General features: G+C 49.3%; 14 protein-coding genes and 1 riboswitch. Of the genes, 3 read left to right on the plus strand and 11 right to left on the minus strand.

All coding sequences use genetic code 11. The features are described 5' to 3' along the window. Positions 1-10 precede the first annotated feature (10 nt). From JHJ32_RS00995 to JHJ32_RS01010, 4 genes are all read right to left on the minus strand, one after another. Positions 11-1,006 (minus strand): TlpA disulfide reductase family protein, encoded by a 996-nt coding sequence (locus JHJ32_RS00995; protein WP_200119265.1) that lies wholly within the window; start codon positions 1,004-1,006, stop codon positions 11-13. 6 nt (positions 1,007-1,012) lie between these two features. After that, entirely contained in the window at positions 1,013-2,455 is a 1,443-nt protein-coding gene (locus JHJ32_RS01000) for an amidohydrolase (RefSeq protein WP_079717281.1), read from the minus strand. 145 nt (positions 2,456-2,600) lie between these two features. After that, a riboswitch (SAM riboswitch) is annotated at positions 2,601-2,708 on the minus strand. Positions 2,709-2,913: 205 nt separating this feature from the next. Then, on the minus strand, positions 2,914-4,500 hold the full coding sequence (locus JHJ32_RS01005; protein ID WP_200119271.1) for a RagB/SusD family nutrient uptake outer membrane protein: 1,587 nt from the start codon (positions 4,498-4,500) through the stop codon (positions 2,914-2,916). 18 nt (positions 4,501-4,518) lie between these two features. After that, positions 4,519-7,653 (minus strand): TonB-dependent receptor, encoded by a 3,135-nt coding sequence (locus tag JHJ32_RS01010; protein WP_200119272.1) that lies wholly within the window; start codon positions 7,651-7,653, stop codon positions 4,519-4,521. A gap of 656 nt (positions 7,654-8,309) precedes the next feature. Between JHJ32_RS01010 and JHJ32_RS01015 the strand changes: the two genes are divergently transcribed. Together JHJ32_RS01015 and JHJ32_RS01020 are read left to right on the plus strand one after the other, a co-directional pair. Then, positions 8,310-8,663 carry a helix-turn-helix domain-containing protein gene (locus JHJ32_RS01015; protein ID WP_079714759.1) on the plus strand — a complete coding sequence of 118 codons (354 nt, stop codon included), beginning with the start codon at positions 8,310-8,312 and terminating at the stop codon, positions 8,661-8,663. A gap of 54 nt (positions 8,664-8,717) precedes the next feature. Further along, positions 8,718-9,872, plus strand: a complete 1,155-nt coding sequence (locus tag JHJ32_RS01020; RefSeq protein WP_200119273.1) for a methionine aminotransferase — start codon at positions 8,718-8,720, stop codon at positions 9,870-9,872. 40 nt (positions 9,873-9,912) lie between these two features. On the opposite strand, the gene JHJ32_RS01025 is transcribed toward JHJ32_RS01020, so the two are convergent. Beyond that, complete coding sequence (locus JHJ32_RS01025; protein ID WP_200119275.1) at positions 9,913-11,331, minus strand: Gfo/Idh/MocA family protein; 1,419 nt, start codon at positions 11,329-11,331, stop codon at positions 9,913-9,915. Positions 11,332-12,052: 721 nt separating this feature from the next. Between JHJ32_RS01025 and nagB the strand changes: the two genes are divergently transcribed. After that, positions 12,053-13,981, plus strand: a complete 1,929-nt coding sequence (gene nagB / locus JHJ32_RS01030) for a glucosamine-6-phosphate deaminase (protein ID WP_079714762.1) — start codon at positions 12,053-12,055, stop codon at positions 13,979-13,981. A gap of 81 nt (positions 13,982-14,062) precedes the next feature. Here nagB and JHJ32_RS01035 read toward each other — a convergent pair whose 3' ends face one another. The 6 genes from JHJ32_RS01035 to JHJ32_RS01060 all read right to left on the minus strand — a co-directional run bounded on the left by JHJ32_RS01035 (position 14,063) and on the right by JHJ32_RS01060 (position 24,371). Beyond that, positions 14,063-15,379 (minus strand): TldD/PmbA family protein, encoded by a 1,317-nt coding sequence (locus JHJ32_RS01035; RefSeq protein ID WP_200119277.1) that lies wholly within the window; start codon positions 15,377-15,379, stop codon positions 14,063-14,065. Positions 15,380-15,383: 4 nt separating this feature from the next. After that, positions 15,384-17,021, minus strand: a complete 1,638-nt coding sequence (locus JHJ32_RS01040) for a TldD/PmbA family protein (RefSeq protein WP_079714764.1) — start codon at positions 17,019-17,021, stop codon at positions 15,384-15,386. A 69-nt stretch (positions 17,022-17,090) separates the two neighbouring features. After that, positions 17,091-18,731 (minus strand): TldD/PmbA family protein, encoded by a 1,641-nt coding sequence (locus JHJ32_RS01045; protein WP_200119279.1) that lies wholly within the window; start codon positions 18,729-18,731, stop codon positions 17,091-17,093. A gap of 104 nt (positions 18,732-18,835) precedes the next feature. After that, positions 18,836-20,629 (minus strand): hypothetical protein, encoded by a 1,794-nt coding sequence (locus JHJ32_RS01050; RefSeq protein ID WP_200119281.1) that lies wholly within the window; start codon positions 20,627-20,629, stop codon positions 18,836-18,838. A gap of 3 nt (positions 20,630-20,632) precedes the next feature. Next, entirely contained in the window at positions 20,633-22,900 is a 2,268-nt protein-coding gene (locus JHJ32_RS01055; RefSeq protein WP_200119283.1) for a hypothetical protein, read from the minus strand. Further along, positions 22,890-24,371, minus strand: a complete 1,482-nt coding sequence (locus tag JHJ32_RS01060) for a BatA domain-containing protein (protein WP_200119285.1) — start codon at positions 24,369-24,371, stop codon at positions 22,890-22,892. Before JHJ32_RS01060 ends, JHJ32_RS01055 begins: the two co-directional genes overlap by 11 nt.

Consider the following 24,371-nt stretch of genomic DNA (forward strand, 5'->3'; position numbering starts at 1 on the left):
GTTTTTTAGCTTATTCGCCTAGCAATTCCTGTAATTTTTTCTGCAGTTCTTCCCCCCGGAGATTCCGCGCGACGATAGTCCCATCTGGTCCAATCAGAAAATTCGCCGGGATGGCCCGTACTCCATAAATAGCCGCAGCTTCACTTTCCCAAAATGTCAGGTCGGAAACATGCGGCCAGGTAAGCTTATCGGCTTCGATTGCTTTTAGCCAGGCCTCTTTTGTCTTGTCGAGTGAGACGCCGAAGACAGTGAAGCCCTTATCCTTGTACCGTTGGTAGGCGGCCACGACATTGGGGTTCTCCCTGCGGCAGGGGCCGCACCATGCAGCCCAGAAATCCAGCAGTACGTACCCTTTACCGAGGTGGTCAAAAAAGCGAATGGTGCGTCCGTCCGGTGCGTTTGAAGTAAAGTCAGGGGCTTTATTACCTGGTAATACGGTTTCCAGCGTATTGGCGAGCCCGAGTAATACGGTTGCGTACTGGGTATGCTGTAGTGACGGAGCGAGTTGGCTTACATAATCCCTGATTTCTGAAGGGCTCAGCCTGTAGGCAAAGTAACGGTATAGAACATACGCGGAGGTGATCGAGGCAGGGTCTTCCTTGATGAAATCGGCAATTTGTATATTCCGCTGGCGGCTGCTGTAATCCACAAAACGGTCATGCGATTTAGAGCCGGACACCACGGTATTGCGATAGGATTCACCGCCGTCGAACGCTACCGTTATCGGCCCCTCTTCCAGGAAAATATAAAACGGCGTCTTGTCTTTTTCAAGCGTGAGTCCGTACAGTTCAGGCAACTGCACGCTTGTGGCGAAGCTGAATGCACCGTTTTGAAGTGCCGCTGAATCAATGGTGTGGAAAATCTTATTATCAAACCGCTGTAGGTATATCGTGCCGGTTTGCATGTCCTTTACGGTACCCTTAAGCTGTAGCGGTTTGGCTTGCTGGGCATATACAGCACTGAGCAAAAGTGTTGAGAGTATGCTTAATGTTATTCTTGTTTTCATATTTCGTTAGTTGTTTTTTAAACGATAATCCAGTGCTGGGGCGCGGTCGCCAAGTAATGACTCATAGCGGAAGTTGGCACCCCTGCGGGATTCGAACTCTTCTTTTACTTCATTGATCAACGTTGGCTTGGTATAAAGGTCTATAGCTGTGAGGGCAAAGACCTTTGCGGTATTGATGAGCGACTTGGTGCCGATGGTGGTTCCGCCGGACGCCACATTCTGCCAGCTGTGGCCAGCACTTCCAGGTACGAAGGTAGCGGTTCCAAATGATACGGTTGGTACGTTCCAGCTTACGTCACCGACGTCTGACGAACCACCTCCCTGTGACGGTTTTTCTTCCTCCAGCGGCTGGACTTTCGCAACGTCATCCAACGCAGCGCTGTTAAGGCCCAAATCTTTCACGATAGCTTCGGCGAAAGCCCGCTCCCGGCTGTCATAGTGAATGCCGCCCACTGTTTCAAGATTTTTTTGCACGATTGCCGCTAGTCGTCGATTAGGCAGTTTCTCGTAGAATCCTGCAATAATTTCGCTGCTTACCGTGGTTTGGGTGCCTTTGGCAGCCCCTTCGGCAGCTTCGTTTACCCAACTGACGAGGTCTTGCAGTACCTCCCGCTTAGGATGGCGGATGTAATAGGATACCTTAGCGACTTCGGGTACTACGTTGGGTGCCTCGCCTCCGTTAGTAATGACATAATGGATACGTGACTCTGACGGAATATGCTCGCGGAGCAGGTTGACCATGTAGTTAAGGGCTTCCACGCCATCTAACGCGGAGCGCCCTTTATCGGGACTGGCTGCCGCGTGTGCCGCCTTGCCGTGGAAGGTATAATCAACCATTTGGATAGCCGTACCCGTAGCTACGTTCACGGCATTTCTCGTGGCAGGGTGCCAATCCAATACGACATCGATTCCCTTGAAGAAACCATCCCGCACCAGATAAACTTTCCCGCCGCCGCCTTCTTCTGCTGGGGTGCCAAATACTTTTATGGTACCCTGGTGGCCGGTGCTTGCCAGCCATTCCTTGATGGCGACGGCCCCCGCTACCGAGGCGGTGCCAAATACGTTGTGTCCACAGGCATGGCCGTTTCCGCCTTCAGTTATCGGCTTGCGGTAAGGTACGGTATCCTGGGATATCCCCGGCAATGCATCAAACTCGGCTAAGATGCCGATGACAGGACTGCCACTGCCATAAGTGGCGATGAATGACGTGGGCATTCCCGCTAATCCGGCCTCTACGGCAAAACCCTGTTCTTCAAGATGATTTTGGAGGATTCCTGAACTTTCCTTTTCCAGAAAGCCCAATTCAGGGGTTGACCAGATAGCTTTTTGGATTTGGTCGTAAGTTTGGAACGAACGGTCTAAATAACTTAACGGGATATCCGTCGTGTTTTGACCAAATAGGGCGAAGGGAAGTAGTATGAGTACGATAAATGTTTGTTTTTTAATCATGTCTGTCGCTATGTTAGTTTTGTGATAACTACGTTTTCATCATTGCCGGTCCCGTCGTGGCTCATCCTCGTTTTGATAATCAAGTAAGTGTCTTCAAGTAGCTGAGATAATTGGATGCTTGGCATCGCGTACATAGCAAGCATTTCACTTATCTACACCTTTGGCAGCGCCCAAGGCAGGATTTAGCACCTTAATGTAGCTTCAGGTTGCTAAGACGTCACAGGGCCTTTCCCTCGGTCTTTCTTGATAAGCACAAACAAAAAGAACTCGGCGGAGCAAAAGTAAAAATAAAAACTATTAAGTTTATAGATTTTATGTGAAATATTTATTTGCGGCGACAATGCTTGCAGCAGAAGTAAAGCGATTATTAAAAACAAAAAAAGAGGCCTTATAACTAAAGCCTCTCCGGTCTAACGGGTTTCGAAATGATCCCCGCATAAGAAGTTATTTAACGGGTGTTAATAATTAGGGTTTTGCTGATTAGCCAGAATTGGATTTGTTGTGACTTCCGTGTTATTGATCGGCCATAGGAAGCGGTAGTCGCTATATGGAATGGCTGGAATCTCTGCGGCGATAGCGGGTTTTCCGACCCCGTAATCCGATCCGTCGTTTTGAAATACACCGCCCCAAGCGCCCGATTTAATCTTCGCTGGAATACCTCCGGTGCTGTAATCAGGGTCCAGCACCAATCGGTGGATGTCTGGCCAGCGGCGTCCTTCTGCGGCAAATTCGATACGTCTTTCGTTTAGAATCGCCTGGATTAAGTCAGTAGGAGCTGATGTAAAACGCGCATCGGCTGGCACGGAGCGATCACGGACAGCATTGAGCAGCAACAGTGCCTGCCCCGTATTGCCCGTTCTGGCATACGCTTCCGAGACATTCAGTAATACCTCTGCATATCGAAGGATTGGAGCCCAATCGGATTGGGTGGTGTAGTCTGTGTATTTCTTGGTAAAGAAATGACGGTACGTCCCTGTCTCGTCTTGTACCTGGAGCAGCTCACGGCGTAAATCACCTGCTACCCAAAACGATGCATTATATAGGTTAGGACTGGTTGATACCAATCCGCGGCCACCAGGTCCTGCGGGACCCAGCATGCGGGCGAGTGAGCCATTGGTGCCTGGGTTTGAATTTTGTCCGTTAGCAATTGAGAATATGGATTCGGTGTTGTTTGAGTAATTAGTGAAAGGTCCGTCAGGACTTACTGTCAGCGAGTAGCTACCTATCGGGCTGGTAAACGTACCGCCGGTGGCATCGGTGCCCAATTTAGTTCCTTCGGCAATTACACCTGCCCAATCGCCAAGATGCAGTTTGATTCTTGTTTTTAAGCCGATTGCGGCACCCTTTCCTGCTCTGTTGATGGGGCTGTTTGCGGGTAGCACACTTTCTGCATAATCAAGGTCGGCAAGGATCTTTTCATAGGTGCCGGCAACCGTGCCGCGGTCTACCGTGCTCGCCCGTTCAACTGTCTCCGTGGAATTAATGCCAAAATCACGGTAGGGCACACCATAGGCACCGGCATTCGCCCCCTCGGCATAAGGCAGGCTGAAGTGCAACAGCAGTTCGTGATGTGATAAAGCTCTTAAGAACCGAGCCTCGCCTTCATAAATATTAGCCGCTTCCGGGGTGATGATTCCTGCGGATTCCGCTCCGCGCACACCTTCTATGAATAGGTTCGCCTGGTTAATAAGGTTGTAGAGCTGATCCCAATGGTTGGTGTTGTTTGCCGAGGTCGTTGAGTAGGTAGCCTCATAGGTGATTTGGTAAAACTGCTCCAGATTCACCACATCTTCACCTCGAACCTCAGCCTGCTGGATAGATGCCGCTCCAAATGGATATCCCCGTCCGGCGCCACCGTTATAGGTGCCAATGGCTGCTTGGCTGTATACTCCGTTTGCTGCCAATTCGACGTTTTCAGGTGTGTCAAATATTGCTGCTTCGGATAGTCGATTATAGGGGCCTAATTCCGTAAAACTATCCTTGCAGGAAGATGTGGCAAAGACCAATCCGCTCAATAGTATTAATGTCTTGTTTATCCTTTTCATTTCGTGTCAGATTTTTGATTATAAACTCAAGTTGATGCCAAACGTGAATGTTCTGGGGACTGGGTTTACGTTGTCGTCCAGGCTGGGCGCTCTGTTTGTTGTGACGCTGTTTGCAATTTCCGGGTCGATACCTGAATATCCCGTGATGACAAAGGCGTTCTGTACCGAGGCATAGATCCGGGCGTTGTTTACGTTGATCCGACTTAGCAGCGCTTGGGGCAATCGGTACCCCAAGGAGATGTTCTGGAAACGCAAATACTTTCCATCTTCAAGGAAGCGGCTGTTCAAATGGCCGGCTTGATTAAGGCGGTTGGTCTGTCCGGCCCACAGGATCGGAACATCTGTGTTTGGATTTTCAGGTGTCCATGCATTGAGCATTTCCCGGCTGTTGTTTGCGTAAGATTGGGTGGTGAGGGTCGATTGACGGGTGAGGTTGTAGACCTTGTGCCCACCAGCAAATGTCAGGAATAAGCTAAAGTCAAAGTTTTTGTAGTTGAGGGTATTGTTGAATCCACCATACCAAGTTGGGTTTGACTGGCCTAAAAAGATTTTGTCTTCAACTGCATTTAAGGCGCGCGTTGTTTGAGAGGTGTTCGATGGGTCGTTTGGATGGAATATCGACCATGATCCATCTTGAGGGTGGATTTGGGCCAACGTCCGAACTCCATCTAAATATTGGACGAAAACAGGGTAGCCGTTTGCCGGATTCACCCCATAATATTCGTAGCCGAAAAATTCAGCGATAGAGCGTCCGACTTCAGTTCTGTGGTATGTATTTACCAGGGGTGCGCCGGCCAGCTGCGTAATTTCGTTTTTGACGAAGGTTAAATTCAGGTTAGAAGTCCACGAGAAATTAGTCTTGTGGATATTCGTCGTGTTTAGTGTGAATTCCCATCCTTTGTTATTTAGCCTGCCGACATTTGTGTTTATCTCATTGCCGGGTATGCCTTGCGAAGGCGGGACGGGGACGGCCAAAATCAAGTTGTCAACATCATTTTGGAACCAATCGGCTGTCAGTGTTACCCGGCTGGCGAACAGGGACAGATCCAAGCCTACGTTGGTTTTTTTACTTGTTTCGAATGTTAGATCGGGGTTGCCGACCTGCGAAAAGAAAAATCCGCTGATGTCGCCGTATAAACGAGGGGCATAGACGCCTGCATAAGGAAACGCGCCGATTTCAACGTTGCCGACTTCGGCATAACCTCCCCGTATTTTTAAGTCATCGATGAAGCTTAATCCATCAGCATTTTTAAAGAATCCTTCCTCTGAAAGCCGCCAACCCAACGATATACCGGGTAGCGTGGCTCCTTGGTTGCCCCATGGTAGGGACGAAATTTTGTCATGTCTCAGAGTTGCTGTAAGTAGGTACCGGTCCAATACCGAATAATTCAGCCGCCCAAAGAGTGACGTGAGCGATCTTTCCTCGTAGCCGCCGCCAGAATTTTGTGTTCCGAACGTGCCGGAGATAATGTTCTTTTCGCCGAAAAAGGTATGCGCGAGGTCAATGCCTTGGCCAAAGAAGTTGTTGTCAAAGCTTTTCTGTGCTTCATAGCCGCCGACGAATCCGATTTTGTGGATACCGACCTGCTTATTGTAAGTGAGCGTATTTAGCCAGTTGTAGCGGAAAAAGCGGGAGTAGTAGTTGTAGACTACACCATTGCTGCCTCTACCGTCGCCGTGGTCAGGATTTTGGTATTGGAAACGCTCGGTGTTTAGGTTGATGAGGCTAATCTGCGTTCTGAGGTTCAGCCCGTCGGTAATTTTGACATCTGCAAACGTAGATCCGGTAAAGTTCAGGCTTTTCGTATCAAACCAGTTGTGGTCTAAAACATATTGGAGGTTGGTCCGATTGTCTACAGTGTTGAATAGGTTTGCGCCACTGCCTAATGCGGTCCCCGATGGATTAAGGTTGTATGTGCCGTCGGGCCACACGGCCGGAACATTCGGTGGAAGTAATACTGCGCTGTTTACGTTGCCGGATAAGGCACCTGCTCCGGTGTTTAATCCGGTGTTTGTGGTGTGGGATAATGATCCGGTAACACCCAAAGTGAGGTAGTTATTTAGCGTTTTATGCTCCAGGTTTGTCCTTAGCTGATAACGGGTTTGGTCGTTATTGACTGTGATCCCTTGCAAATCAGAATAACCTAATGAGAAGTAGTAGCTTGTCGCTGGCGTAGCTCCGCTGAATGACAACGCATGGTTTTGCTGAAAGCCGGTCCTAAAGACGATGTCTTGCCAGTCGGTGTTGTATGGCTCATTGGTTTCAGGGTTAAGTGTAGGGTTGGCCATGGATGAGGTTACCCCGGTGTTTGCGGCTTTTTGGTTGTTTACAGCGATAAACTCGTCAGCATTGAGTAAGTCGAACCGCTTAGCCGGTTGCGTAGAGGCAATCCAGCCATCGTACGTTAGTTGGGCTGCGCCTGATTTGCCCTTTTTGGTGGTTATCAATATGACCCCATTAGCAGCTCTGGATCCGTAGATGGCGGTAGCCGAGCCGTCTTTGAGTACTTCTACGCTCTCAATGTCATTGGGGTTGATATCTCCGAGCGGATTATAAGCAGCGTTCCCCGAACCCCAGTTGCCGGATACGTAAGGCAAGCCATCGACTACATATAAAGGCTCGGCGCTGTTCGAGATGGAGTTTGTGCCCCGTATACGCACGCGGGCTGCCTGGCCAAGGATGCCACTCGGTGTGGAGGCTTGTACGCCAGACACCTGTCCTTGAAGGAATTTGTCAAAACTGGGTAGCGCGACATTCTGAAAGGCTTCACCCTTTACCGTGCCTATTGAGCCGGTCAGATCCCGTCTTTCTTGTGTGCCATAACCAGTCACCACGACCTCGCTTAATGCGGTCGCATCAACAGTCATTACCACATTAAGTACATTGCTTGACCCCACCTCCACGGTCCGGGAAATGTATCCGAGAAATCGGAATTCCAGGGTTTTAACAGTTGATGGGACATTGATGGTGTACGTCCCCGAGGCATCAGTTTGAGTGGCGACGCTTGTTCCAACAGCGAGCACCGACACCCCGGCTATCGGAGCGCCGTCGTCAGAAGCGGTGACGCTACCGCTAATTCTCCTGTCTTGCGCATGGACTGATCCTATCAGCGCAATGCCCAGCATAAAAAAACATAGTAGTTTTTCTTTCATGTGATTGAATGTTAAGTGAAAAATTGATGGTATTTAGAGAAAAGTTATCTCCCAAGTTTAAATAACAGCTTACAATTCGAATAAAGTTATTAAGCCCTTATATGAGTTGAAACGTTCGGTTTGCTTCGAAAAACATGCTGCTGTTCGTTGCGGTGTTTCGATTTAGATGCAAAATGACTTTACGGAAAGTTTGTCGGGTTGTTTTTTGTTCGATGTGGCATGTGTGTTTGTAAAAAATGTAGCGATAATGTGTGATTTACGTTATAAAATGTGTTTGTATGTGCAATTTTATAATAAAAAAATGATTTTTAAGTAAAAAAATTACATTTTTATTTTATTATTATTGTATTATGCTTTTTTTGCTGATTAATTGTTGTTTTTCTTGGGTCATATTTTGTGGAAATAGTAGTCGTTTCGATTTATAAGGCATTTTTTTAAGAACGGCGGATGTTTCCATCCACCGCCTTCAACTAAACAACAAACAAACTTCTTTATTTTCCCGTTGCCGTCCGGCAAAAAATATCTACTTATTTGGTAGTCTTTTTTAATAAAAAAATATACTTTTGCATTGCAACAAAGATAACAGGTTCATGTAAGGGAAAAAACGCATAAATCCTGCGGCAAATGCGCAGATTCTATGCCCAAAAAAAGCAGTTATGGTACAAACGGGTATTTTAGCTAATATTAGAAGACTCCGGAAGGCACGCGGGTTCTCACAAACGGATATGGCGGAAGCATTGCATATCGCATTGAAGACTTATCAGAATATAGAAGGTGGCGTTACCCGTATAGATATTGATCGGCTTGGCCAGATAGCCCAGGTGCTGGATGTTGGCCTGCCTAAACTGTTAACCGATGAAGAAACGGCCGATATGGACGTCGCCAAATTTATCAGTGAGGAAAAAGCATTATACCACAAAATTATCCATGATAAAGAGGCGTACATCGCGCAATTGGAAGATAGCATTCGCTTTTATCAGGAAATGCTACGAGAACATCGGGTCATATGACGGAAGGTTCAGTGAAAATGTTTAACCTTGCACCATGTTGTTTATCATTGATTAATGAACTTCCTTCGATCTAAATTGCCCGATACCAGTACTTCGATTTTTACCCGAATGTCGCAACTGGCCGCAGAGCATAAGGCGATCAATCTTTCACAGGGCTTTCCGGATTTCGACTGCTCGCCAAAGCTCATTTCATTGGTGGAACGGGCGATGCGGAGCGGGCAAAATCAATATGCTCCCATGGCAGGGGTAATGGCGCTCCGCGAGCAAATAAGTGCCAAGGTGGAAGCGACAATCGGCGTGGCTTACCATCCTGAGACCGAAATTACTATCACGGCTGGAGCAACCCAGGCGCTTTTTACCGCAATGGCGGCCGTAATACATCCCGGTGATGAAGTGATTCTGTTCGAGCCGGCCTACGATGCTTACGCACCCAGTATCAGGGTGTTTGGCGGCATACCCAGGCCTGTTGCCTTACTTGCCCCTGATTTTGCGATCGACTGGAAAGCAGTCGGGGAACTAATGACGCCCAGGACGCGACTGATTATTATCAATTCTCCCAATAATCCTACCGCGCGTGTGTTGACAGGCGCTGATTTCGAGCAGCTTTCCCGTATCGTCCAAAATCGGCATTGTTTTGTGCTGAGTGATGAAGTGTATGAGCATATCGTGTATGATGGGATTACGCATCGCAGTGTTATGCATGATGCTGAACTTCGTAAGCGGGCTTTCATCGTAGCCTCTTTCGGTAAACTATACCATTCCACAGGCTGGAAAGTTGGGTACTGCCTTGCGCCCGAAACTCTTACCAGTGAATTCCGTAAGGTGCACCAGTTCAATGTGTTCAGCGTAAATACACCTGTCCAGCATGCACTGGCGGGCTTTTTGCATCTCAAGGATGAGTACCTTGGTCTTGGCGCGTTCTTTCAGCAGAAGCGCGACCTTATGCTTGACGCGCTTCAGGCGACTCGCTTTGGGGTGCTGCCTTGCCAAGGCACCTATTTCCTCCTGGCTGATTATTCGTCCATCAGTGATTTGCCTGAGCATGTCTTCTGTCAGGAGCTGACCAAGCAGTATCAGGTAGCCACGATCCCGGTTTCGTCGTTTTACAGCCAGGAGACCAATCAACGACTTGTCCGGATTTGTTTTGCTAAACAATCCGAGACAATGGCGCAAGCTGCCGACCGCCTTGCCCGTGTCTCACAGTTGTAAAGCTATGGTGGGCATTTTTCACCGTCCGATTGTACCGCCGTTAGTTGATTTGCCGTACACCCGTAGTGGCACCGCCATCTAACGTGAGGTTCACCGGTTGGTTGGTCTCCCACGCCCCACGTGTGAAATCCGGTATATCGAGTGAGCCTGATCGGTTGGTTACGGACTGTTCGCTCAACGGAAAGATACTGCTCCATAGCGCGCCGTCGTAAACGTCTTGGTCCAGCGGCAGGCCGTTTCGCAGGCAATCGATCAACCGCCAGTCCATAACGAAATCCATTCCCCCGTGTCCGCCTATTTGCTTGGCTACCTCGCCAACATGTTTGATGAGGGGCGGTGTGTACCGATTATACAAGTCCTGTAATTCGTGTTCTTTAAGCCAATCATGGCCAAAAGCAATGCGCTCAGGTGACGGCCATTTGGACGCTACGCCCTTGGTCCCGCTGATGAGGTGAATACGCGAGTAGGGACGCGGTGAGCTGACGTCATGTTGTACCATAATGGACTTTCCCTTAGCGGTCTTGATTAAGGTCGTGTTCATGTTTCCACGGTAGTTCGCGCCTACAAAAGGTTGGAAAAATCTGTCTTCTTTGGCTTTTTCCGCAGCGGTTTGCGCCATTATGAAGTCATTGGTCGAGAGCGAGACCAAATAGTCCATCTTGTCGCCTCTATTGATATCGAGGCATTGGGCAATAGGGCCAAGGCCGTGGGTGGGATATAGGTTTCCGTTGTGCGTGGCATTCATCCGTAGCCGCCACATATCGGCATAGCCGTTTTTGTCAAAGTTCAGTTCCAGTAAATCATGGATGTATGCACCTTCAGCATGAATAATTTCGCCGAATAAGCCGTTTCGAGCCATATTGAGGGTGAGCATTTCAAAGAAATCATAGCAGCAGTTTTCCAGCATCATGCAATGCCGCCTTGTTTTTTCGGAGGTTTCCACGAGCTCCCAGCACTCGTCAAGGGTGACCGCTATGGGTACTTCGCACGCCACGTGTTTACCGTGTTGCATGGCGTAGACCGCCATCGGGGTATGCAGGTGCCAGGGGGTACAGATATACACGAGATCGAGTTCCTCGTTGGCCACCATGTCTTTCCAGCCCTCTTCCCCACTGTAGGCCTTGCCTTTCGGGAGCCCCGCTTTTTCCAGTATAGCCTGTGTTTTTTCAACCCGATTGGGATCCTTGTCACAGAGCGCTTTGATTTCCACGCCGTCGATGTGCGATATGCGTTGCACAGCACCGGGGCCACGCATTCCTAAACCGATAAAGCCGATGCGTACCTTGTCGATCTTGGGTGCGGCGTATCCGCTCATGTTAAAGCGCTGGGGTCGCATCTGTTGATAAGATGATGGCTGTAAGTTCTTTGCATTTGCTTCGCCCGTCACGGCCGGTAGCGTTGCTACGGCTCCAGAAAGCAAGGTAGCGTTTTTAAGGAAGCTTCTACGGTTGTATTTCATAACAGCAATTGGGTAGTAACAATTTTTATAAGCAAGTATAGGACGGTTAGTCGAGTAATCAAAGCGTTAAGTCAACGCAACCGTTTGTTTAAAATGCGTTATCCGTCAATAGTTCTTTTTTTAGCAATCCCCTCCGCTTCCGAAGGCTATTGTGGTTTACCGATCGGCTACCGTTTGCTTACCTTTCGTCTATCCCTCGCTTACTCCTGGTTTACACTTGCTATACCCTTTCTTTACCGATTCCATACCGATTCCATACCGTTTCTTTACCCTTTCCATACCGATTCCATACCGTTTCTTTACCCTTTCCATACCGATTCTATACCGTTTCTTTACCCTTTCTATACCCCTTCTATACCCTTTCTATACCCCTTCTATACCCTTTCCATACCGATTCTATACCGATTCTTTACCCTTTTCTTACCCGTATAGTAACCGATGGGTACGGTAAAGGTAGCGGATCTGTAACGGAATACCGTTCAATTCCTATCTTCAGCGGCTACCGGTGGTCAATCCGGTGGATGTTCTGGTAAGATTCGAAATTTTATAAGCATTACCTGGCGCGGCATTGATGACAATGTGCGTTCCGGGGGCAGATCAACCGACGCACACGATTGCATAACGTTGTCCATCTAAAAAAAGCAATTATTTGCAAAAAATCTACGCGACGTATAGTCATTTATCATTAGTTTTGCGTCTCACCTTATACGTAATTCCTAAAATGGCGAGATTAAATTTACTGGAAGAAACACGCTTCGAGAAAGTACCCGTAAGTGTTTACTCCAATCCGACCACGGCTTCGTTGGCCGTGGCCAAGCGTATTGCCGACCTTATCCGCGGCAAACAAGAAAAAGGTGAGCAGGCCATCCTTGGCCTTGCTACAGGTGCAACCCCTGTAAAAGTATATGCAGAGTTGGTACGCCTGCATCGGGAAGAAGGGCTCAGTTTCAAAAACGTCATTACCTTCAACCTTGACGAGTACTACCCCATGTTGCCCGATTCGGAACAGAGCTATGTGACGTTCATGAACAGGCACCTCTTTGATCATGTTGATATTGACCGGGCCAATGTACACATTCCCGATGGCACATTGCCTATGGAGGCTATCCATGACTATTGCTTGGCTTACGAGCAGAAGATTACGGAATTGGGTGGCCTCGATCTGCAGATACTTGGTATCGGCCGTACAGGTCATATCGGATTCAACGAACCGGGTTCTGCTCCCAATTCCGGCACGCGATTGGTTACGCTCGATGATTTAACACGTCGTGATGCCTCCCGCGATTTCGGCGGTAAGGAAAATGTACCCACCAAAGCCATCACCATGGGTATCGGCACTATTTTCAAGGCCCGGGAAATTATCCTGATGGCATGGAATGAGAAAAAGGCCGAAATCGTAAAGAAGGCTGTCGAAGGCGAAATTTCGTCCGATGTCCCTGCTACCTATCTGCAATTGTCCGATAGCGTTGAGTTTGTACTCGACAAGGATGCGGCCTCCCAACTGACTCGCTTCGATACTCCTTGGCTGGTTAAGGACTGTGAATGGGACCGGAAGACCATTAAAAAAGCAGTTGTTTGGCTTTCGCAGACACTTAAAAAACCCGTGCTGAAGCTTACCGAAGACGACTACAATAACAACGGTATGGCTCAATTGGCAACAGAAAAGGGCCCTGTTTACAATATTAACATCGATATTTTCAACCAATTGCAGCATACCATTACGGGATGGCCCGGAGGAAAACCGAACGCTGACGACAGCCAACGGCCCGAACGGCGTGATCCGGCGAAGAAGCGTTCCATTATCTTTTCGCCACATCCGGATGATGACGTAATCTCCATGGGAGGTACGTTCATCCGCCTGGCAGACCAAGGACATGAGGTGCATGTGGCTTACCAGACGTCCGGAAACACGGCGGTTTGGGATGATGACGCCTTGCGGTTTATCGAATTTGCAACGGATTTTGCCAAATCGCAGGGTATCGACACGCAAAAATTGGAGAGCCTGTATAAGGATGCACGGCAATTCATCCAAGGCAAAAAACCCAACCAAATCGATACGCCGGAATTGCTTACTGTCAAAGGGCTTATTCGCAAGGGAGAGGCTATTGCCGGTGCCCGGTTTGCAGGCCTCCCCGATGAAAACATCCATTTTCTGAATTTACCATTCTACGATCGCGGAAAATACAGTAAAAACTTGGTTTATGAAGACGATATCCAACAGACAATGGAACTGTTGCAACGTGTAAAACCTCATCAGATTTTTGCCGCTGGTGATTTCGCAGATCCGCATGGTACCCATAAAGTGTGCTTTGATATCATCCATGAGGCAATGAAACGGCTGCGTAAAACAGAGGCGTGGACAAGAGACTGCTGGGTATGGCTGTACCGCGGAGCTTGGCACGAATTTGAGATCCACGAGATTGAAATGGCTGTGCCGCTTTCGCCACAAGAAGTGTTGCGCAAACGGTATGCGATTTTCAAGCACCAGTCGCAAAAAGATGTACCCGTGTTTCCCGGCGACGACGCGCGTGAATTTTGGGTGCGTGCTGAGGAACGTACACGGGAAACCGCCAAATTATACGACGGCCTGGGAATGGCTGAATATGAAGCGATAGAAGCGTTTGTACGGTGGAAATTTGAAGATGACTAACAGAGAAGCCACAGGCAAAGGCTTTTAACTGAAAATGGCCGTCTGGAAATTGCTCCAGACGGCCTTTTTTTTTAACGCTTTTTAGATCGCGTCAGACAACGAAGTAAACGTGAAGTCTCTGATTTTCATGGGGGGTACCATGATATTGCCTGAGCGCTCGGTCTTGCCTAAGTCCTCGACGTTGTTAAGCATAATGATTGGGCTCTCATTGAATCGGAAGTTTTTTATCGGAAATTGAATGGCTCCATTTTCAATATAGAACGTACCGTCGCGGGTGAGTCCGGTAAGTAACAGGCTCTGTGGATCTACCGATCGGATGTACCAGAATCTGGTGACCAGGATGCCACGCTCCGTGCTTTTGATCATTTCTTCCAGCGAAGAGTTGCCTCCCGGGATGATCATCCCCCAACTCGATGGAAGTGGGTCTACCCCTTTTTGGGCAGCCCAATATCGCGAGTACGACAGATTTTTTACAATACCGTTTTCCACCCAGGTTGTCTTTTTCAGGGGAAGCCCATCGCTGTCCCATGTTGGCAAAGGTAGTTCGGGATTTAACGGATCGGAGTAAATGCTGATGCGTTCGTCGAAAAGCTGTTCGCCGAGCCGTGTCCCGCCCCCTTTCTTGCTCATGAAGCTCCTTCCTTCGTCGGCACTTCGGGCATCGAATCCGCGTAATATCCAGCTTACCAGATCACTCGCCGCCAAAGGCTCGAGTATGACGGTATACTTACCGGGTTCGATGGCCTTTGCGCCGGCGGATGTCTTGGCTTTTTGGGCAGCCACCTTGCTCATTTTTAGGGTGTCCAGCTTGTCTACGTCGTTGAAACTATTGCTGGTATAGCCCGATCCGGTGCCTTCCTGGTTGCGTATGGTAACGGAAAAAGACACGTTGGTACTCCGGTTGTAGGCATAAAGTCCCTTCGAATTCATCATTGCCCGGAAGCCGGTGTTGTTGTTTAGAAACCCGGCGGCTTCTAACTGTTCATCCTTGGAGACTTGGATGCTCTGACCGACCATGTCTGCCCGACGGGCCGGGTCAATGGCTGCAGTATTCGCTACGTAGGTCAATGATTCATCATAGGTCTGGGGACCCAACATCGGCATATATTCTGGATTCTCAGGGGATAGCCGGGCCAATTCTTCCGAACGTTCGACGGCCTTCTTCAGCGAGGCGTCATCAAATTCATTGATACTTGCCGAACCTACTTTTTTACCATATACCGAACTTACCGAGAGGCTCATGGTGCTCGCCGCGCCAGCGGTTGAAACTGCGTTGTTGGCATAGCGGATATTCCCTTCGTCGTTACCGCTCAGTGAGGCTACGCATTCGTCGGCCGTGGAAAACCTCAGTACCTTGGTTAATATAGCCTGTGCTTCTTCTTTGCTTAAAATTGCCATTGTATTAAATATTTCTTGCTGTATTGATTACATTAACTCCATTGAACCGTGTGGTCGCACTGCCGTGGGATACGGCATTGCTCTGCGAAGGCTGGCCTTTGCCGTCATTAAATGCACCACCGAGTCGGTAATCCGATTCGTCGCAGATGCCTGCACACGAATTCCAAAATTCCTGTGTATTGGACTGGTAAGCCACATCATTGAGCATGCCCACGATTTTACCATTGCTGATTTCATAAAATAGCTGTCCACCGAACTGGAAGTTATATCGCTGTTGGTCTATAGAAAAACTACCATCGCCAATAATGTAAATCCCTTTTTCCACATCTTTGATCAGATCGTCAACAGATAACTTCGTTTTGCCGGGCTGCAATGATACATTGGGCATGCGCTGAAACTGCACATCCTCCCAGCCCTGGCTATAGCTGCAGCCGTGTGATTCGTTTTCACCGAGAATATGCACTTGATCGCGGGTGGCCTGGAAGTTGACCAGAACGCCATCCTTAATCAGATCCCATTTTTTGCATTTCACGCCTTCGTCATCGTAACCCACCGCACCAAGGGAACCAACTTCGGTTTTGTCGGCTATAACATTGACCAATTCGTTGCCAAAGTTGAAATTTTTGGAATTCAGCTTATCCATCGTCAAGAAACTCGTGCCTGCATAGTTGGCCTCATAGCCCAATACGCGGTCAAGTTCGGTGGAGTGCCCCACCGACTCATGTATAGTAAGCCATAGATGCGAGGGGTCAAGCACAACGTCGTATTTGCCGGGTTCAACGGATTTGGCTTTGATTTTCTCTGTCGCGTTCTGGGCGGCAGCCTTTACGTCTTCCAGAATGTCGTACCGCTTCTTATAACGTGTGACCACGCCTGCTACTTTGTCTTCCGGGCGGGCGTTTAGGTATTCATAGCCCATCCCCATTGGCGAGCTTAGCGCATTTCGCGTTTGAAACTTGCCTGAGGCACGGTCAATGACGGTCACGTTGAAACTTGGATAGATGCGGTGGATGTCTTGGTCGATATACGATCCGTCCGTGGAAGCAAAATATTTCTGCTCATTGATGGCCGCTATGCGGGAGCTGACAAAATTAGCGCCATTTTCCATGGCTACGCTATTGACCTGTAGCAGCAAATCTACCTTCTCTTTGATAGGCACTTCAAAGGCATTGGTTTCAATAGGGGTCTGCCAACTGACTTCGCCATAACCTTGTTGTGGAGCTAAGACAACCGGGCTGCCCTGTATCTTTGCGTTTGCTTTTGCGATAGCAACGGCTTGGCCGGCGGTTTTTGCGATGTCTTCCTTCGTCATATTGTTGGTGGCGGCAAAACCCCAGCAGCCATTTACGATGACGCGGATTCCTACGCCATACGACTCCGTATTGGCAACGCCCTGTACCTGTTTTTCGCGGGTAAAGACAAATTGGTTGAGGTAACGGCCGATGCGTACATCAGCGTAGGTAGCGCCTTGTGCGGTGGCCTCATTCAATGCGGCATCTGCCAGTGCCTTCTTGGTCTGGGCATCTGCTCGCTCCATCAGGGCTTCCAAGGGGTCGATGGGGCGGGCAAATAAGCCCATTTTGGGCATAAACAATGCCCCCATGCCCATTGAGGTGTAATAGAGGAAATCTTTTCTTTTCATCCGTTAATAGTTTGATATGACAATTTGTTTTTACGGCATTTTGGATACTTCGCACTTCTTTGGGGTGACTTATCCAATGGCTCGGCCGGTATTAATGACATTGATACCCTTAAAATGGGCGGTTGACGACCCATGCGACACCGCGCTGACCTGAGAGGGCTGCCCCTTGCCGTCGAAAAACGTCCCAAACAGGCGATAGTCTTCTTCATCGGCAATGTCGGCCATGGCATTCCAGAACTCCTGCGTATTGGCTTGATAGGCGACGTCTTTCAGCATGCCCACGATTTTTCCGTTGCTGATTTCATAGAACAGCTGTCCGCCAAATTGGAAGTTGTACCGTTGCTGGTCGATGGAATAGGAGCCGCGTCCTACAATATAAATGCCTTTTTCTACATTTTTAATGATGTCTGCCACTTTGCGGCTTTTTTTGTTGGGTAGTAATGAAATGTTCGGCATGCGCTGGAATTGGATGCTGTTCCAGCTATCGGCGTAGCAGCAGCCTTGCGAAGCATCAAGGCCTAAGATGTGGGCCTGATCGCGGATGGTTTGGTAGTTGACCAATATGCCGTCTTTGATAACGTCCCATTTTCCGGCGGGGACTCCCTCGTCATCATATCCTACGGCACCCAGGGAGCCGAGCTGTGTACGGTCGGCCACCACATTTACGAGTTCATTGCCGAAGTTAAAATTTTTAGCTTCCCATTTGTCAAGTGTCAGGAAGCTTGTGCCGGCATAGTTAGCCTCGTATCCCAATACGCGGTCAAGTTCGGTAGAGTGGCCTACCGACTCATGAATAGTAAGCCCGAGATGCAATGGATCTAATACCAGGTCATACTTGCCGGGGGCTACGGACTTCGCCCCGATTTTTTCCTTGGCATGCTGGGCGGCCGTGGCGGCGTCGGCGAGGATATCGTACCGATCTTTGTAAAGTGTTACGGGTACGCCATCGATCTTGTAGGGTGTACCAGGCGTAAGGTACTCATAGCCCATCCCCATGGGGGCACTTAAACTATCGCGGGTTTCAAACTTGCCGGACGAGCGGTCAATGGCCGTGACGGTAAACGTTGGCCATATACGGTGGATGTCTTGGTCAATATACGAGCCATCCGTACTGGCGAAATATTTCTGCTCATTGATCATGAACAGGTTGGATGTGACAAAATTGGCTCCACCGTCCAATGCGGATTGATTGGCAGCGAGCAGGAGTTCGACTTTTTCGCCCACGGGTACCTCAAAAGGATTTTTTTCGATCGGTGTCGCCCATGTCTGCTCCCCTAATCCCTTTTGGGGAGCCAATTGGACAGGTTCAGCCATGAAGCGTGCATTGCCTTTGGCGATGGCAATTGCCAGGGCCGTCGCTTGTGCGATGTTGTCTTTATCCACTTTGTCTGTCGCTGCAAACCCCCAGCAGCCGTCCGCGATGACTCGAATGCCTACACCATAGGACTCCGTACTTTGCAGTCCGCGTACCCGCTTTTCCTGCGTCGCAATCGTCTGGTTGAGGTAACGCCCAATGCGTACATCTGCATAAGTGGCGCCCTTGCTTTTGGCTACGTTGAGTGCCACATCGGCCAACTCCTTTTTGAGCGACGTATCGATGCGATCCAAGGCTGCTTGCGGATCGATGACCTTTGCAAAAGCAGGTAAATCCGCTAAAAGGTAAGCTCCAAAGCTCAGACCCGATAATTTCAGGAAATCTTTTCTTTTCAATTTAGTACTGTTTATTAGGGTGTTGACAGAAAAAAGCGTGTGTAGTCCGCACCTGTTAAATTATGAAACCAAAATAAGGTTTGTAAATGCAAAATCTGCAAGATTTACATAACATTTTGGTTATATTGTCTTGAATCGTACCACAATATGCTTGCTGCTATTAGAAATAAGAGAAAAAATAGCCATTTCGGTACCTCGTTTTTTAATCTGGATTTGTTTCTGGCTTCTTCAGGGCGTTTTTTGCTGTTTTCTGTCACGAAAGATTCCATGGCTTGCATTGCGGCAAAGTCTTTTGCCGCTTGCCAATCGGAATTATCATATACATAAAACCATGTACTATCGCCTTGTTGGACCTCCATGGAATGCCATCCGGTGCGCCGAGGCCAAAATGATAGCTGGAAGAAGTCGGGTAAAGACTCATGCTGCAGTAGCGGGTATGCCGTTCCGTCTATACTAATTGGGGTGTCTGGATGTTGTAGCGACAGGTCCGTCCGTTTATGGGCTGTTGGAAAACGCGGCGTTTGCACATAATGCGGGTTTTGCCGGCGGCCAGCAGCGGTGTTGTCGAGGAGAAATGACCAAAATTGGGCATAGCTTGCCTGTTGATTCCTTAGCCACCAAATGTAACTGTTGCTGATAGTCATCGCCGTGACGAATCCTTTGCCATAAAGCTGTGAGGCCGCAACGACTTGCTCGTTATGGTATAGTAGGGGGCGTTGGGATGGATTGATTTGAATCGTGCTGAGGGCGCTAACCGGTAACCGGGGGTAATCCTTTTTGGCTGCAGATCGCATGGTGACACCTTGCTCATGTTTCGTTGAAATGGCGGAAGCTCGGAATTGTTTGCCCAGCAGTGAGCTGGTTTTTCCGTCATGGATAAACAGGAGGAGGCCCATCCCCGAGCGGACGGCTTCGGCTATCACTTGTTGTTCATGCCGGGAACATGCAGCCAATTCGGCTTCATCGGCTATCAATAGGTCCGTGTGCTTGAATGTAGACTCACCAAGTGGGTATGCCAGCGATGTCGAGGATGCTTCGCTGTAGCTGAACGAAAATTTGCCAGTAGAAATGCGGGCCCTGAAGGCCGTACCATAATGCAGTTGCTGAAACCAATTGGTCAGGAATTTATACTCAAAAGAAGGCGAGGCGGCCAGCATCACCACATGCAGTGGTTGCGAGGGCCTAATGGTCACCGGTAGTTTCTCGTGTTGCAGGGTATCTTGTCCAGCTATCGCCAGCACGCTGAAAAGGTTGTTGCCCAGTTGTTTGGGGTGGCAAGTGAGCGTAAATGGGTGAGTGCTTTGCGGTGGTATAATCGCGGAATCGACAGGTTGGGCGGCACTTAATAGGATGACTTTGGCTTCTTGTTCCGAGGGGTTGTTGTATTGTCCGTGCATAACAAGCGGCGTAGAAGCCGGTAGTTGCAGTGGCCACTCACCGAAAATGAATCCGTGGGGCCGCTCGGGCGCATGGTAACGTATCGGATGGCCGTCAAGTGCCTTTAATTGATACGGAGTAAGGCCAAACCCATGGACGGCAAATGGCGTGTGGGGATATTGCTGAAGAAAAGCCTCCCAATCTTCAATAAGCGGAATCTGGAATTTGCGAGCGATTATGCTGTCTGTGGTGACGACATCGCTGTTTCTCACTGAAATATCGATAGCAGTTTCCGGGGTTCCCCGAGTAAAGATTGCCAGTTCATCGGAGTTAGGGGAGAAGGACCAGCTTGATGGATAGCTCAGTGGAAATAGCAGTCCCGTGAGCGCCCCTATTGCCAATAGTCCGGCGGTGCACCTGACGAGGTACGGCACTCGGCTTTTTGACCGCCGTTCATTCACGACGATGTAGCAAAACAGGACAAGTGCAAAAACAATAAAAAGTGCGTGGAGCAACATCATAGTTTAATTCATGGTTAATTGCTCGAAATAAAGCTGATAAATAGCCCCTTCACTTGCAAAGCCCTTTTTTTGTGGCTGTTGCTGAAGCGTTGGCAGCAACTCGTGGATGGCTTTTTCAACCAACTGAATTTCGGCCAGGCTATTCTTTCCGTCATGTTCTTCCAGCAGCCGTATCGCCTTAAGTGCGGTAAGGTATCGGGTAGGCTCCAGGCTGGCTGCATCCATGATGCTACGTTCTGCTTCAACGAGGAGTTGACGGCCGGCTTCATCCAATTGTTGGGTAGCTTTGAGGTTGGAGAGATAGGCGAGCGCACGTTTCAGTTGCTGTTGCATCGTCAACCGGTCCGGTGTGGCCGGTGCTTTATAATGCTGTTTTCCGCCTGTGATTTCCAGCAGCTCTCCGGTAAGACGCTTTTCGGGATTCAACGGCGTTGTTTTAGTAGGCGCTTTACCCACGTAAACCCTCGACTTCTGTTGCAGTTCTTTTAACAAGCGAAGGGCCTTATAGGCATAGGGTAAGGCTTCTCGGGGCTTGTAGGTGCGCAGGCGTAATTCGGTGTTCCACATTTCCGTAAGCGTTGCTTTAAGGTGGGCCTTTTGTTCGGCATCAAAAAAGGTGGCATCCTCAGCGCGGTCGTGTTGATGGGACATTTCGGCGATCAGTGCTTCCACGCTGACGGGCACTTCCGAAGGCTGTTCCTCTTGAAACGCTGCTGCATGTTCTTCATGGCCTTCATGGTTCGGATCGTGGTTTTTCCAATCCCGGATTTTGGCGTGACTTACCACTTCTTCTTTTGGCAGGTGCCCATGGCTGTGGCTTTCGCCATCGCCATGATCATGGCCTATGTGGCCTCCGATGGCATCTTCGGCCTCTTCGCCCAGGAATTGCCCATACCGCAGGCGTAGGAGCTGTTGGTCAATGCCCAGGTTATTGCTTCGGTTGTGGGCTTCTGGCGTGGAGAGCGAGTCCATTTCGGCAATGAGCTTTTCCGTGTCGATAATGATTTGCCGCTGGCTTCTGAAGTATTCGGGTACGAGATCGACGCCGCTCACCATACCCGACATGCTGAAGAGTTCAGCCGTGTCTTGCAAGACGACTACAAATACATCGGATCGGCTCTCCTGCCCTGCGTTGTCGCTGGCTTTCATATAAAAATAAAGTTCATCGCCTGGTCCCATGCCTAACTTCTTCAGATCAATCGTCTGCGCGATTGTTGCGTCTTTTTTGCCTCTTACTGCGGCGTTGAGTGGTATTTCATGTGATTTGAAGCTCACGCCTTCCCCTTTGCCCGTGGATACCGTAGCCATGATATGTGCTCCGTGGATTGCGTAGTCGTCTTGCAGTGAAGCTTGTAGCTTGACGGCTTCCGGAAAACCGAAGTCGATTACGGTGTGTTGCTCGGGGCTACTTACCCGGATGGCAACCGGCAGGTCGGCAATTAGCTCCAGCGGATAAAGAGTGGACAGCTCGCCATCCAGCGACAGCTGGTAAAAGCCGCTTTTGCGCGGCTTGAAATCGACCTTCCATTGGAGGCTGTCTGTGCTAAGGGGGTGCATATTGAGTATGGTTTTCCCATCAAGCAACATGGCCATTTCGCGGACGCTGCTGGAGGTGGCGATGCGTAAGCCAATGGTAGAACCAACGGGAGCAGTAATGTCCAAATCATGTTGTTGGCTTTCCGGCAAACCGGTATAGGTTGGCGGTACAATGCTTATTTGCGCTGCGGTTATCGCTGGGGGCAAGTTGAGTGGATCCCTGGGGCTTGTGACGGTCTGTAGTGGACGGTCTGCCTGGCCACTGTTCAAATGAGGTGCCACGTATTGTGAGACGATGAAGTAGGTGATGGCCGCGGCCATTAGGGTTCCGGCGGGTTTACTCAGTATGCGGTAGCTGACAAACTCACGAATCGGCAAACTGGATACGGACTTATAGAGCCGGTGAAGCTGTAACCGTTGAAGCATGCCCAGGGACTCGGGCGACCGCAATAGCAGCGACGTACTGTGCTCCAACTGAGGGAAACGGATGTCAAGCATGTCGGCAATCTGGCTGTCGCTTATTTTGGCGATTCCAGCGAAATGTACCAGGCTTGAGAATAATATGCCGCATATCAGTGGATATACCCAAAGTGGCGGCTGCATAAAACACAGTACGACTGCACCGATCACCAATGTAGCCGCAATAGCATAACATAGCTTGGCCGCAAGTTGGTAGGCCAGCCAATGCTGCTTACGTTTTAGTACCCATTTTAAGCCTTCTGTATTATTCATCATTTGGTTTCGACTTATAGGTCATGATTCGCTCCGCAGCAAAGGCCAATAACGCTATCCAGATCAAATAAGGTACCGCGTTTGCCTGGCTTGCTACACGGCCCGCATCACGGACGGTCGTTGTGCGATAAGGTAACGAAACGCTGCCAGCCAGTAGCCGTTTGTCCTGAGGATACGTATGGAAACTATTGATAAGGAGCGGTTCATTTGCGTTGACCAAGATAGGAATCATGCCGTTTATATAAGCTTCCGACCAGATTAGATCCGTCCATTGTGGATTAAACCGGGTGTAACAGCGGAAAAGTGTATATCCGTGTTGCCTACTTACGGTTAGCAAAGGTCTGCCATATGCATCCTGCCAGACCGGCGCCTGGTTATCCTCGGCAACAATCATCTTGTAGACTCTTGCTGTCGGACTGTTCAAGTGGCCATTTACCGGCACGATGTAATTGTTTTGCTGCTCCTCTGGCAATCCGGGCGCATAACGAAAAATGACTGAAACGGTCATAAGCGTATCTGAAAGGCCGGCCTCCGTAAAGTCAAACAGGATGTCACACGGCTCCCCCGGTTGGTATGCCGCCATTTCCATCGGCAAATCTGTCGTTTGTTGGTATGCGGCCAACAGTGCGCTGAGGTAGCGCTGATCAGGTATGGGGGTATCTACGGCAAACCGGATGCGCATTTTGCGATTGCTTACGGGTACCCATTCCAACTGGCCATCCGTTTTCACCAAAGTCTGCCCCTGCTCTGCCTTCACTCGAAGGCCTTGTTCGCTGCCATCAGCCTGAACAACGAGCCGTTCAAAGTTGGTGCCTTCGGTACTTGATGATGCGACGATTGCCGCGATGCTGTCAGATGCCGTGAACCACGCCCGTGCAGCCCAATGAACGGGGGTTTCATCCTGGTTTTCAAAAGCATGCCAGGTCAGATCAACCGCGGTCGAGGGCATATCACCCGTTAGTCGGCTGATTTGTAAGTCGCTGAAAATTGCCACGGGAAATCCAGTCGGCAAGATCGTATTCAACCGATTGACGAGCGCAAATGGATTTGCCGATTGGGCGATGGTGTCCGCTGCTTGTATGCTGATTTCGCGAAATCCGGATTCAAAGGCTCGTGCCCCATACCCCTTTTTGAGCAGACTATCGATCATGGCCCGTTGGCGTTCACCAAGCTTTTCAGGGTATGCCGCCCCCAGTAATATCCATCCTGTCTCCTTTGCTTTCGGCCTGCTCATGTCGATATGTGGAGCAGCCAATAAACAAGATAGGACGAGGATGATTAGGCAACGCAGCAACAATAGGGGCCAGTTCTTGATCCTCAGGCGGTTGATGCGGTTTTTTTTAATATCGCCAAAAATCTTGGTGCTGCCCACTTGCAGTACATTGCGCCGTTCTTTGCGCCATAAGTGTATGAGTACCGGAATGATAATGCCGGCAGCTGCTAAAAAGCCAAGGGGGTATAAAAAATCGACCAA

The organism is Parapedobacter sp. ISTM3, assembly GCF_016533505.1.
In the GTDB taxonomy this organism is placed as follows: Bacteria; Bacteroidota; Bacteroidia; order Sphingobacteriales; family Sphingobacteriaceae; genus Parapedobacter; species Parapedobacter luteus.